This window comes from Nonomuraea harbinensis (assembly GCF_019396385.1).
GTDB lineage: Bacteria > Actinomycetota > Actinomycetes > Streptosporangiales > Streptosporangiaceae > Nonomuraea > Nonomuraea ferruginea.
The window spans coordinates 133,970-146,582 of record NZ_JAHKRN010000007.1 but is presented as its reverse complement, the minus strand read 5'-3'; the positions used below and the strand labels follow the sequence as shown (position 1 = coordinate 146,582).

The 12,613-nt window shown below is 69.5% G+C and carries 11 protein-coding genes; 4 read left to right on the top strand and 7 right to left on the bottom strand.

The annotated features are described in order from the left end of the window. Positions 1 to 454 precede the first annotated feature (454 nt). Positions 455 to 1,720 carry a hypothetical protein gene (locus KME79_RS10060; RefSeq protein WP_219544189.1) on the bottom strand — a complete coding sequence of 422 codons (1,266 nt, stop codon included), beginning with the start codon at positions 1,718 to 1,720 and terminating at the stop codon, positions 455 to 457. Beyond that, a complete protein-coding gene (locus KME79_RS10055) occupies positions 1,714 to 2,970 on the bottom strand; it encodes a glucarate dehydratase family protein (protein WP_219544188.1) in 1,257 nt (418 codons plus the stop codon). Before KME79_RS10055 ends, KME79_RS10060 begins: the two co-directional genes overlap by 7 nt. 104 nt (positions 2,971 to 3,074) lie before the next feature. On the opposite strand from KME79_RS10055, the gene KME79_RS10050 reads away from it, so the two are divergent. Then, entirely contained in the window at positions 3,075 to 4,532 is a 1,458-nt protein-coding gene (locus KME79_RS10050; protein ID WP_219544187.1) for an aldehyde dehydrogenase (NADP(+)), read from the top strand. A gap of 138 nt (positions 4,533 to 4,670) precedes the next feature. Here KME79_RS10050 and KME79_RS10045 read toward each other — a convergent pair whose 3' ends face one another. From KME79_RS10045 to KME79_RS10025, 5 genes are all read right to left on the bottom strand, one after another. After that, complete coding sequence (locus KME79_RS10045; protein ID WP_219544186.1) at positions 4,671 to 5,576, bottom strand: 5-dehydro-4-deoxyglucarate dehydratase; 906 nt, start codon at positions 5,574 to 5,576, stop codon at positions 4,671 to 4,673. A 12-nt stretch (positions 5,577 to 5,588) separates the two neighbouring features. Next, positions 5,589 to 6,350, bottom strand: coding sequence for an IclR family transcriptional regulator (locus KME79_RS10040; protein WP_219544185.1), 762 nt, complete (start codon positions 6,348 to 6,350; stop codon positions 5,589 to 5,591). A 70-nt stretch (positions 6,351 to 6,420) separates the two neighbouring features. Next, on the bottom strand, positions 6,421 to 7,284 hold the full coding sequence (locus tag KME79_RS10035) for a carbohydrate ABC transporter permease (RefSeq protein ID WP_246639591.1): 864 nt from the start codon (positions 7,282 to 7,284) through the stop codon (positions 6,421 to 6,423). Continuing rightward, positions 7,281 to 8,210 carry a carbohydrate ABC transporter permease gene (locus KME79_RS10030; protein WP_219544184.1) on the bottom strand — a complete coding sequence of 310 codons (930 nt, stop codon included), beginning with the start codon at positions 8,208 to 8,210 and terminating at the stop codon, positions 7,281 to 7,283. Before KME79_RS10030 ends, KME79_RS10035 begins: the two co-directional genes overlap by 4 nt. Then, the gene (locus tag KME79_RS10025; protein WP_219544183.1) at positions 8,207 to 9,520 is read right to left on the bottom strand and encodes an ABC transporter substrate-binding protein; all 1,314 of its coding nucleotides are present in this window, start codon (positions 9,518 to 9,520) and stop codon (positions 8,207 to 8,209) included. The genes KME79_RS10030 and KME79_RS10025 overlap by 4 nt, the downstream gene beginning before the upstream one ends. A gap of 133 nt (positions 9,521 to 9,653) precedes the next feature. On the opposite strand from KME79_RS10025, the gene KME79_RS10020 reads away from it, so the two are divergent. The 3 genes from KME79_RS10020 (at position 9,654) to KME79_RS10010 (ending at position 12,574) form a co-directional block, all read left to right on the top strand. Beyond that, positions 9,654 to 10,448: an NAD-dependent epimerase/dehydratase family protein gene (locus KME79_RS10020; protein ID WP_246639590.1), complete on the top strand. Its 795-nt coding sequence runs from the start codon at positions 9,654 to 9,656 to the stop codon at positions 10,446 to 10,448. A 286-nt stretch (positions 10,449 to 10,734) separates the two neighbouring features. Then, positions 10,735 to 11,721 (top strand): carbohydrate ABC transporter permease, encoded by a 987-nt coding sequence (locus KME79_RS10015; protein WP_148033575.1) that lies wholly within the window; start codon positions 10,735 to 10,737, stop codon positions 11,719 to 11,721. Beyond that, a complete protein-coding gene (locus tag KME79_RS10010) occupies positions 11,705 to 12,574 on the top strand; it encodes a carbohydrate ABC transporter permease (protein WP_148033574.1) in 870 nt (289 codons plus the stop codon). The genes KME79_RS10015 and KME79_RS10010 overlap by 17 nt, the downstream gene beginning before the upstream one ends. Positions 12,575 to 12,613 lie beyond the last annotated feature (39 nt).

Genomic DNA, 12,613 nt, shown 5'->3' with positions numbered 1-12,613 from the left:
CTCCGTTCCGTGCCGTGACTCCACTTGGTGTCGCGCCTCCTCCAGGCGGGACCTCGCTCCAGGCGGGACCTCGCTCCGAGTGGGACCTCGCTCCGAGTGGGACCTCGCTCCGAGTGGGACCCTGCTCCGAGTGGGACCCTGCTCCGAATGGGGCCTTGCTCCGAATGGGGCCTTGCTTCGGGTGGGGCCGCGCTTCACATCCGACCGTGGTCCACATCCGACCGTGGTCCACATCCGACCGTGGTCCACATCCGACCGTGGTCCACATCCGACCGTGGTCCACATCCGACCGTGGTCCACATCCGACCGTGGTCCACATCCGACCGTGCTCCACGTTGGACCCTGCTCCACGTTGGACCCTGCTCCACGAGGACTCTGCTCCGGTGTGATGGGTGCGGGCGCTTCGCGTCGCGAGTCGTCGCTGCCGGGTGTGGTGGATGCTGGGCGTGTCGGGCTATAGGCGGGTCAATTCGAGGGCTTGGGCCATGGCGGTCAGACGTTGTGGGCTTGCCAAGCCTGCGTGGTACAGGTGGAACTCCGACGCGCCTGCCTTGGCGTAGGTGGTGAGGAGTTCGGCCAGTGTCTCCGGGTGGGCGGGGCGCGGAGGGAGGGCCAGGACGTACGCGCCGACCCGTTGGCCGGGGGTGCACAGTTCGGCGAGGCGGGAGAGGCGGGCGGCGTCCGTGGCAGGGTCGCCCCAGCAGTTGCCCACCAGGACGTCGGCGCCCGGGTCGCCGGTGGGGAGGGCGGCGAAGGGGCCCGTCGCCCAAGGGTCGGGGTTGGCGTGCAAGGTGATCGGGATGTCAGGGGCGATCTCGCGGGCGGCGGTGATCAGGCGGTGGCGCAGGGAGGCCGAGAGCTCCACGCGGACGGCCCGTACCTCGTCCGCGAGCGGGCCGAGGGCTGCGTCCACGAGGCTCTTCGGGGCGTCGTGGGGCGGCGGTTCGGTGGGGGTGCGGGCGTGGGTTCGGGTGTCGGTGGGCGTGTGGAGGGCGGTGCCGGCGTGCGCTTGGGTGTCGAGGGCGGCGGCGTGGGGTCGGGTGTCCGTGTCGAGGGAGGTGCGGACCTCGGTTGATGTGTCGGTGTCGATGGCGTTGCGGACTCGGGTTCGGGTGTCGGTGGGGTAGCGGGGGGCGCAGGAGGCGCAGAAGCAGAGGGACATCAGGTCCGGGTCGTAGCCGGCGCCCGAGGTCTTCTCGTGGACGCCCTGGTGGGCGAAGCCCATGGGGCCGCAGCCCTCCAGGATGAGGCCGTCGGGGCGGCCCGCCACCAGCACCTCGCGCACCAGTCGTTCGCAGTACTCGGCGACGTCGGGGGCCGACGGGCAGAGCGCGTACGGGTAGGGGTCGCCGAAGGCGTTGCGTACGACGAGGTGGGGGAAGGCGGTGCCGAGTTGGGCGTTGTGGGTGAGCACGGTCCAGGCGTGCACGCGCAGGCCGGCCGCGCGCAGGGCCGACTGGGCCAGGAGGTACGCGTCGGGGGTGGTCCAGGTGGGGGTGGCGGGGGTGAGCCGGCCCCAGGCTTCGGGACGTACGGGAAGGTAGAAGGCGGAGTGGGGGACGTCGAGGACGCGGTGCGCGGGGTGGAAGGGGGTGGCCGCGCGGGTGGAGTGGTAGGAGGCGGCGAGGGCGACGGTCGTCACGCCGAGTGCGGCGATGCGCTCGGCGGCGGCGGGGTCCCCGACGACGTCCCAGGGGTAGACGTAGGCGACGTTCACCACCGCGGCCTCCTCGCGGTGAAGCCGGGCTGGAAGCGCCGCATGTACGTGGTGTCGTCGCGGGCGGTGACGCCGCACTTCCGATACTGCTCGTGCATGACGGCCAGCGCGTCGCGGTCGAGTTCGACGCCCAGGCCGGTGCCGGAGGGCACCGGGACGGCGCCGCCTTCGAAGCGCAGCGCGCCGGGCGCGACCACGTCCTGGCCGTCCTGCCAGGGGGTGTGCGTGTCGCAGGCGTGGGTGAGGTTGGGGGTGGCGGCGGCCAGGTGGGTCATGGCGGCGAGACTGATGCCGAGATGGGAGTTGGAGTGCATCGACAGTTCGAGCCCGAAGGTGCCGCAGAGTGCGGCGACCTGGGCGGAGCGCTGCAGGCCGCCCCAGTAATGGTGGTCGAGCAGGAGCACGCCGATGGCGCCGGCGGCGATGGCCTCGGGCAGGTGCTCCGGGGTGACGACGCACATGTTGGTGGCCAGCGGCATCGGCACCCTGGCCGCGACCTCCGCCATGCCGGGGATGTCCGGCGTGGGGTCCTCCAGATACTCCAGCGCGCCCTCCAGCTCCCGGCCCACCCGGACGGAGGTGTCGACGCTCCAGGCGGCGTTCGGGTCCAGGCGCAGCGGCACGCCGGGGAACGCCTCGTGCAGCGCCCTGATCGCCTCGATCTCCTCGTCGGGCGGGAAGACACCGCCCTTGAGCTTGATCGAGGTGAAGCCGTGCTCCTTGATGAACAGCGCCGCCTGCTCGACGATCCCGGCCGGGTCGAGCGCCTCGCCGAACCTGTCCGGCTCCTGGCCGGGGTGACCCGCCCACTTGTAGAAGAGATAGGCGCTGTACGGGACGGCGTCGCGGACCCGGCCCCCGAGCAGGTCGACCACGGGGACCCCGGCGGCCTTGCCGCGGATGTCCAGGCAGGCGACCTCGAACGGGGAGAAGACCCGGTCGATGCTCTTCTCCTTGGTGGCCACGCCGGTCAGCCCGTGCAGGTCGCTGACGGCGTCGCCGACGGTGGCCGCGACGCGCGCGTACATCTGGTTGGTGTGGTGCACGTCCAGGCCGACCAGCGCCTGCGCGCACTCGCGTACCTTGGACAGGTGTCCCAGGTCGCCGTACGTCTCGCCGAGACCGGTCAGGCCCTCGTCGGTCACCAGCTCGACGATCGTGCGCAGCGCCCAGGGTTCGTGCACTCCGGCGGCGTTCAGGAGGGGCGGATCCTTGAAGGCGACGGGGGTGACGTGGATCTGCCTGATGATCATATGATCGCCGTCCATGTATGTGAACAGGGGCCAGGTTTGTGGACAGAATGCGGCAACTGTAAGAATCGAGCTGAGAAGGTGTCAAGACTCCGAAGGGCCATTCGATGATCTACGGATACGACCCCAGGACCGGTGAGCCCGTGGGCGCCGGTGTGGCCGAGACCGACCGAGCCGGGGTCGACCTGGTGGTCTCCGCCGCCGTGGCAGCGGGCCAGGCGTGGCGGGCGACCCCGGCGGAAGACCGCGCGGTGGCGCTGGAGGCCGTCGCGGACGCGCTGGACGCGCACGCCGACGAGCTGTGGCGGCTCGCCGACGAGGAGACGGCGCTCGGCGAGGCACGGCTGCGCGGCGAGGTGGGCCGCACCACGGGCCAGTTCAGGTTCTTCGCCCGGGTGATCAGGGACGGCGGCTACCTCGACGCGATCATCGATCACGCTGAGCCGCCGCGGCCGGACGTGCGGCGTGTGAAGCGGCCGCTGCCCGGCGTGGTGGCGGTGTTCGCGGCCAGCAACTTCCCCTTCGCGTTCTCGGTGGCCGGCGGCGACACCGCCTCCGCGCTGGCGGCCGGCTGCCCGGTGGTGGTCAAGGCGCATCCCGGTCATCCCGGCACCTCCGAGCGGGTGGCCAAGCTGGTACGCGACGCGCTCCCGTACCCTGACCTGCTGGGTCTGGTGCACGGCCTCGACGCCGGCGCCGACCTGGTGCGGCACCCGGCGGTGGTCGCGGCGGGGTTCACCGGGTCCGTCGCGGGGGGCAAGGCGATCCAGCGGCTCATCGACGAGCGCGAGGTGCCGATCCCGTTCTTCGGCGAGCTGGGCAGCGTGAACCCCGTCGTGGTGCTGCCGTCGGCGTCCGCGCAGCAGGTCGCCACCGGCTTCGCCGCCTCGCTGACCCAGGGGGTGGGGCAGTTCTGCACCAACCCGGGGCTGATGTTCGTCCCCGAGGGCGACGAGCTGCGCAAGGCGCTGGCCGAGGCCGTCGAGGGCACCAGCGGCGGGCCGATGCTGGCCGAGCGGATCCGCGAGGGCTACCTGGGCGGTCTGGACCGGCTCGGGCAGCTGGAGCTGCTGGCCGAGGGCTCGCCGGGGGAGGGCGGCTGGTCGGTGACGCCCAAGGTGTTCACCACCGATCTCGACACCTTCGCCGAGAAGCTGCCCGGCATCGGTGAGGAGTGCTTCGGGCCGGCCTCGATCGTGGTCACCTACCGGGAGGTCGGCGACCTGCCGCCGGTGCTGGAACGGCTGGAGGGCTCGCTCACCGCCACCGTGCACGCCGCCGACGCCGGTGAGGCGGAGCCGCTGGTCGACGTGCTCGGCCGGAAGGCCGGGCGGCTGATCTGGAACGGCTGGCCCACCGGCGTGGCCGTCACCTGGGCCATGCATCACGGCGGCCCCTGGCCGGCCACGACCACGGCGACCACCTCGGTCGGCGCCACGGCCATCGACCGCTGGCTGGAGCCCACGGCCTACCAGGACTGGCCCGAGGCGCTGCTGCCTGACGAGCTGAAGGACGACAACCCCCTGGGAATCCCCCGCCGCGTGGACGGCGTACTCGGACGGTAGAACGGCGGCCCAGGTGGGCGCCGCGGTCGCAGGGAGGCTCGGTCCTCCCGGCGGCCCCGGGTGTGCGACGTGTCCGCCGGTCAGGAGCCGGCTACCCCCACCGCGGGAGGGCATGACCCTCACGCGGTGGGGGACGGGTCAGGCGCCGATGATCTCCATGCCGGCGGCGATGATCTTCTCCAGCTCCGCCACGTGCTCCGGTGCGGGGTCGACCAGGGGCGGCCGTACCCCGCCCACGTCCAGCCCGCGCAGCCGTACGCCGGCCTTGACCAGCGAGACCGCGTACCCCGGGACCTGGTCGCGCAGCTCCACCAGGGGCTTGTAGAAGCCCGTCAAGAGGCGGCGGGTCAGCTCCTCGTCGCCGGAGGTGATCGCCCGGTAGAAGGCCAGCGCGACCTCCGGGGCGAACGCGAACGCGGCGCTGGAGTAGAGGTTCACCCCCAGCCCCCGGTAGGCGGGCACGGTCAGCTCGGCCGTCGGCAGCCCGTTGAAGAACGTGAAGTCCGGCCCCGCCGACTCGCGCACGGTCAGGATGATGCGCTGGAGCAGGTCGAGGTCGCCCAGCCCGTCCTTGAACCCGATCACCTCCGGCATCCGCGCCAGCTCGGCGACGGCGGCGGGGGAGAAGCGGGCGTTGTTGCGCTGGTAGATGATGACGGGCAGCCCGCCCGCCAGGGCGACGTCCCGAACGTAGTCGACCAGGCCTTCCGGCGGCGCGCTGACCAGGTACGGGGGCATGATGAGCAGCCCGTCGGCGCCCTCCGCGGCGGCCGTGCGGGCCAGCGTCCTGGCTTCGGGAAGTGTGCCGCCCGCGCCCGCGAAGACGGGCACCCGCCCGCCCGCGGCGGCCACGGACGCCCGCACCGTGGTGGTGTAGTCGCCGGGGCCGAGGGCGTTGAACTCACCCGTCCCGCACGCGGTGAACACCCCTCCCGCTCCCGCCGTGACTCCGGCGTCGACGTGCCGGCCGAGCGTCTCCCCGGCCACCTCGCCGTCGGGACCGAACGGGGTCACCGGGAAGAACAGAACGCCTTCTAGCCGCATCAGCGCCTCCTTTTACCGGATGCCCTCTCGCCGGAGAGTGGCAGCCAGCTTGTGGGTGTGTGTGATCACCGCTTCGATGACCCGCTCGATCTGGGCGGGCGGCAGGTCTGCCGGCATCGAGCAGCTGATCGCGTCGGTGGCCGGGATCCGGTAGTCGACCGTGACGGCCACGCAGGCCACGCCCGACGTGCCCTGCTCGCGTTCGTACGCCCAGCCCCGGGTGCGGACCCGGTCGAGCTCGCCGGTCAGCTTGCCCAGGTCGGTGATCGTGTGGTCGGTGATGCCGGGCAGCGGGTCGGGGAGCAGGGCCTTGACCTCGTCGTCGGTGAGCTGGGCGAGCAGCACCTGGCCGAGCGCGGTCACGTGGGCGGGCAGCCGCCTGCCCACCCGGGGGATGATGTGGTGGGCGTCGCGGGATTCGCGGGTGGCCAGATAGAGGACGTGCGCCTCGTCCCTGCGGGCGAAGTGGGCGGTCTGCCCGGTCTCCTCCCTGAGGTCCTCCAGCGTCGCCTGGGCGAACGGCAGCGCCGGGTCCTTGTCCAGATAGGCGGTCCCGGTCAGCAGCGCGTGCGGGCCGATGCCGAAGGCCGACCGGGCGGCGTCGGTCTCCACCCAGTTGAGCTCCACCAGCGTGCGCATCAGCGCGTGCAGGCTGCTGCGCGGGAACCCGGTGAGCTGTTGCACCTCCGACAGCGTCAGCGTGCCCGGGGCGGCGGCGAGGGCCTCCAGGATGCGTACGGTCCGCTCGGCGGACTTGACCAGCTGCGGCTCCATGATCGTCCCATCTCGACTGCGACTTATGGGTGTCAGGATATGGGATGTCGTCCAGATACATGGACACAGGTCACCCCTTCACCGCCCCACTCGTCAGACCGCGCATGAACTGCCGCTGGAAGGCGAGGAACGCGATGATCGACGGCAGCAGCGCCAGCAGCGTGGCCGCCAGCAGCACGCCGATGCCCACCTCCTCGTCGGAGCGGAGCGAGCGCAGCGCGATGGGCAGCGTCCACATGCTCGACTCGGGCGCCACGATGAGCGGCAGCAGATACTGGTCCCAGATCATGGTGAAGCCGAAGACGCCGATCACGCCGAGCGCGGGCCGGCACAGCGGCAGGATGACGGTGAAGAACGTGCGCAGCTCGCCCGCCCCGTCGATGCGCGCGGCCTCCTCCAGCTCGACCGGCACCTCCTTCATGAACTCCGTCATGACCAGGATCGAGAAGCCCCACGCGCCGACCGGCAGGATCATGCCCGCGTACGTGCCGATCAGGTTGACGTTCAGCAGCGGCATGTCGGCCAGCACGAGGGAGAGCGGGATCGCGATGATCTCCTCGGGCATCATCATCGTGGCCAGCATGATCAGCATGACCACGCCCATGCCGCGGAACTTCTTGCGCGCCAGCGAGTAGGCGGCGAATACGCTCACGATCATCTGCAGCAGCAGCCCGAACCCGACCACCACGAAGGAGTTGAACAGGTAGAGATAGACGTTGCGGTCGGCGGCGTGCACGAAGTTGTCGAACGTGAACTCGTCCGGCCACCAGGTGAAGGAGGTCGGGTCGAGCGTCTTGTTGAAGGCGCTGATCAGCAGCCCGAGCAGCGGCCCGGTGAACACCACCACCATGCCCGAGTAGAGCAGGATCTTGCCCGCGGTGGCGAACGGCCCGCGCCGCGACTCCAGCCCCAGCGCGCTGTCGAACCTCATCATGCCGCCTGCCTCCTGCGCATGAGCTGGACCAGTACGGTGAGCACGAGCGTGGCCGCGAACAGCACGATCCCGCCCGCCGAGGCGATGCCCAGCTCGCCGGTCTGGAAGCCGAGCTTGTAGATGAGCGTCATCAGCACCTCGGACGAGCCGTTCGGCCCGCCGTTGGTGAGCACGTACACCTCGACGAACACGCGCAGGCCGCGGATGGCGGCGAGCGTGAACAGGATCCAGAACACCGGCCGCAGCGCGGGCAGCGTGATGTGCCGCAGCCGTCTCCAGGTGGACGCGCCGTCCACCGCCGCGGCCTCGTACAGCGTGCGGTCGATGCCGACCAGCCCGGCCAGGAAGATCATCATGTCGTACGGGGTGCCGCGCCAGATGTTCATGACCATGATCGACAGCAGCGAGGAGTCCTCGTCGGCCAGGAAGGGCTGCGGGGCGATCCCCACCCAGCCGAGGATCATGTTGAGCGTGCCGGTGTCGCCCGGGTGGTACATGATCCGCCACACCTCGGCGACGGCCGCCATGGTGACCACGACCGGCAGGAAGGCCGCGGTCCTGACGAACCACAGATACCTGGCCGGCCCCTCGATCAGGAGCGCGAGGCCCAGCCCGAACACGATCGAGCCGGCCGTGGTGCCCAGCGCCAGCACCAGGCTGTGCCAGATCGCCGAGCGGAAGGCGTCGTCGGTGAGAATGGTCGCGTAGTTGTCCAGCCCGACCCAGGTGCTGTCGATGTAGCGGATCTCCTGGAGGCTCATCGTCAGCCCGGTGAACATCGGGATGAACTTGAAGTACAGGAACAGCAGCAGGGCGGGCGCCAGGAAGGCCCAGGCGACCAGCGGCCCCCGCCAGCGCGCCCGGCGGGGCGGCTGGCCGGGGGCGGCGGCCCGCGGTGGCGGCGCCGTGGTCAGCGTCGGGGTCATGATGCCTTTTGACTCTGCAGTTCCTGGGTCAGCTTGGTGTTGAGCGCGTCCATCTCCGCCTTGACGTCCTTGGCGCAGTCGGCCCACACCGTGTTGATCGAGTCGGCGGAGGTCTGCCGGATCGGCGCCCAGTTCGGCACCGGGTGGGCGTAGACGGCGTCGGCGTAGGCGTCCTGGAACACCTGCCAGCGCGGGTCCTGGCGCTCGGCGGCCATGTCGACCTCGGAGCTGACCGGCAGGCGGACGATGGCGCCGTTGGCGTCCTTGTTCATGCCGATCCGCTGGCCTTCGGCGGAGATGGCGAACTCGGCGAACTTCTTCTGGCCCTCGGTGTTGCCCGATCCGGCCATCAGGTAGACGTTCTCGCCCTCGCCCAGCGTGCCGGGGCCGCCCGACGGGCCCTTGGGCACCGGGTAGACCTCGATCTTGTCGGTGCCGATGCTGTCCACGAACCGGGCGAGCACGTACGGGCCGGTCAGATAGATGCCGCCCTGGCCCTTCTCGAACACCTCGTGGGTGACCGTGGTGTCGTTGCTGACCGCGCCCGGGTTGACGGTCTTGGTCTTGCAGAACTGGTCCTGGAGGAACTGCACCGCCTCGACGGCCTTGGGGTCGCTCATGGCGGAGGCGAACGTGCCGGAACCTGACGGGGAGACGAAGTCGCCGCCGTTGCCGTAGATGAACGAGGAGGCGTACCAGGACGCGTAGCCGCGCTTGGTGCTCGCCGGGATGACGAAGCCGGCGGTGTCGTTCTCGCCGTTGCCGTCGGGGTCCTTCTCGGTGAAGGCGGTGGCCAGCGCGGCGAGGTCCTCCCAGGTCTGGGGGATCTCCATGCCGACCTTCTCGCGCCAGTCCTTGCGGGCGATGATGGCGAAGGCCTGCGCGGAGAACGGGGCCGCCCAGGTCTTGCCGTCGCTCGCGGTGGCGGCCTTCCATGCGAGGTCGGAGACCTTGTCGCCGCCCGCCAGGGAAGCCCGGTCGACCTCGGTCAGCCAGCCCTGGGTCTGCATGTTGCCGATCTGGGCGGTGTCGTTGATGACGATGTCGGGCAGATCGCGCTGCGCCGCCTGCTGCTGCAGCTTGGTCTCGAAGTCGTCGAAGAGGGCGACCACCTTGGTCTGGATCCCGCTGGCCTTGGTGAACGCCTCGGCGAGGCGCTGCGCTGTCTTGGCCGACTCCGAATCGGGCGCCTGCCTGATCCAGATCTCCAGCGCGTCGTCCGTGCTTGAGCTTGTTCCCCCGGAGCCGCAGCCTGTCAGCGTAACGGCCAGGGTCGTGGCCAGCGCGACCCCGAGCAGACGACGTGACATAAGACCGCCTCCTGTTCACATATGTGACAAGTGTCGTGGATGTGGGCGAGTCTTGAAGAAAGTAACCAGTGACACACATCACGGTCAATATTCAAGAATGTGAATCTGGGCCAGTGTTGTGTACAACGGGGGAATGCGCATTCTCATGACCGGCGCCGCAGGGAAAGTCGGCACGCTGCTCCGTCCCCGTCTCGCCCGTGACGGCCGGACGCTGCGCCTGTCGGACCTGGCGCCGCTCGAAACCGGACCCGGCGAGGAGCTGGCCGTGGCCGACCTCACCGACGAACTGGCCATGGCCGCCGCGATGCGGGACGTCGACGCGGTGCTCCACCTCGGCGGCCAGAGCCGCGAGCACCCGTGGGCCGACATCGTGCGGGCCAACATGGACGGCACCTACGTGCTCATGGAGGCCGCCCGCGCGGCGGGGGTCGGGCACGTGGTGCTGATGAGCAGCCACCACGCCGCCGGCTTCCACACCCGGCCGCCCTCCGGCGGGGAGCTGGCCGACTACGCCTTCCCGCGCCCCGACACGTACTACGGCGTGAGCAAGCTCGTGATGGAGGGGCTGGGCAGCCTCTACCACGACAGGTTCGGCATGCACGTGACCGCCATCAGGCTCGGCACCTGCAACGAGCGCTCCGCCGACACCCGCGGCCTGGCCACCTGGATCTCGCCGGACGACCTGGCCCGGCTGGTGGAGGCCGCGCTGACGGCGACCGGCTTCCACGTCGTGTGGGGCGTCTCCGACAACGCCCGCAGGTGGTGGTCGCTGAAGGAGGCGGAGGCCATCGGGTACGAGTCGCGCGACAGCTCCGAGTCGTACGCCGCGGAGATCATCGCCGAGCAGGGCGAGCCGGACCTGAGCGACCCGTTGCACGACCGGGTCGGCGGAGTCTTCACCTTGAAGGAGCTCGGCGGCTCCTGGTGAGCGTTTCTGCTCGATAGCCGCCCCGACCGATCAGGTCAGGGCGGCTGTTGGCATGCCCGGACTCTTCCGCCGCTAAGTGCAACCGGTTGTAGTGGAGATGGGTCAGAGCGAAAATGTTAAGAACGCGTATCCAGCTCCATCTCCCCTCTGAGCAGGCATTATTCACTTAGCGATATATCGGTAACGGCTTTGTAACACCTGCAAAGGGTTGACGAAACTTTTCGCCTCCTTATAGGAATGCGCTATCCGATCCCGCCGTGCCGGGCTGGGCCTGGAAGAGGGATGTATGTCCGAATCAATCTCTGTCACCCCGGAGCGACCCCCCGCCGCCCCGCGGGAGGCCGCTCGACCCCCGGGGCGTCGCCGCCGGACGACCTATGCGAACGTCCACAGGCGCCGGGAGGCCCGCACCGCGTACGTCTTCCTCGCGCCGTGGTTCGTCGGCCTGTTCCTGATCACCGTGGGGCCGATCCTGGCCTCGCTGTACCTGTCGTTCACCGACTACAGCCTGCTGGAAGAGGCCCAGTGGGTGGGCTGGGACAACTACTCGAAGCTGTTCTTCGAGGACACCCGGTTCATCCAGTCGCTCAAGGTCACCACCATCTACGTGGTCGTGTCGGTGCCCATGCAGCTCGCCTTCGCGCTGGCGCTGGCGCTCGCGCTCGACCGGGGCCTGCGCGGGCTGTCGTTCTACCGCTCCATCTACTACCTGCCCTCGCTGCTGGGCGGGAGCGTGGCCATCGCCATCCTGTGGCGGAAGATCTTCGGCACCGACGGCCTGGTCAACGCCGTTCTCGCGATCTTCGACATCGAGGGGCCCGGCTGGGTGTCCGACCCGGACACCGCCCTCGGCACGCTGATCCTCCTGCACGTGTGGACGTTCGGCGCGCCCATGGTGATCTTCCTCGCCGGACTCCGGCAGATCCCGCAGAGCTACTACGAGGCGGCCGCGGTCGACGGGGCAACCAAGCTCCGCCAGTTCCGCTCGATCACGCTGCCGCTGCTCACGCCGATCATCTTCTTCAACCTCGTACTCGAAGTCATCAAGTCCTTCCAGTCGTTCACGCAGTCGTTCATCGTCAGCGGCGGCAGCGGAGGACCGGTCGACTCCACGCTCTTCTACACGCTCTACCTCTACCTGAAGGGCTTCAAGAGCTACGAGATGGGCTACGCGGCCGCCATGGCGTGGGTCCTCCTGCTCCTCATCGCCGGACTGACCGGCGTGAACTTCCTCGCGTCGAAGTATTGGGTCTTCTATGGCGACACGAAGTAACCGGGTGCCGTTCCTGTTCCGCCCGCTACCGCGGGGCAGCCGGCTGCTCAAGCACGCGTTGCTGATCGGCTTCGGCCTGATCATGCTCTATCCGCTGCTGTGGATGATCTCCAGCTCGCTGAAGCCGGAGGACCTCATCTTCCGCGAGCCCGGCCTGTGGCCCAGCGCGGTCACGCTGGACAACTACAGCGACGGCTGGACGGCGCTCAAGCACAGCTTCGGCTACTACCTGTGGAACTCGGCCGTCATCACGGGACTGTCCGTGGCGGCCAACCTGGTCGCCTGCTCCCTGGCCGCCTACGCCTTCGCCCGGCTGAACTTCCCCCTGAAGAAGGTGTGGTTCGCCATCATGCTGGGCTCGATCATGCTGCCCTACCACGTGACCGTCGTGCCGCAGTACATCGTGTTCGCCAACATGGACTGGATCAACACGATCTGGCCGCTGGTGGTGCCCAAGTTCCTGGCCACGGACGCGTTCTTCATCTTCCTGATGGTGCAGTTCATCCGGACGCTGCCACGGGAGCTGGACGAGGCCGCGGCCATCGACGGGGCGGGCTACTGGCGGATCTTCCTGCAGGTCATCCTGCCGCTGTGCATGCCGGCGCTGGCGACGACCGGCATCTTCACCTTCATCTGGACGTGGAACGACTTCTTCAGCCAGAACCTGTACCTCACCAACTCCGACAACCTCACGGTGGCCGTGGCGCTGCGGCAGTTCCTGGACTCCAGCGGAGAGTCGTCCTGGGGTCCGATGTTCGCGATGTCCATCGTGTCGCTCGGGCCGATCTTCGGGTTCTTCCTGGCGGGACAGAAGTACCTGATCCGCGGGATGGCGACCACTGGCCTGAAGTAGTTCCTCTTCACCCCCTGTAACCCCAAGAGGAGGTAGAGC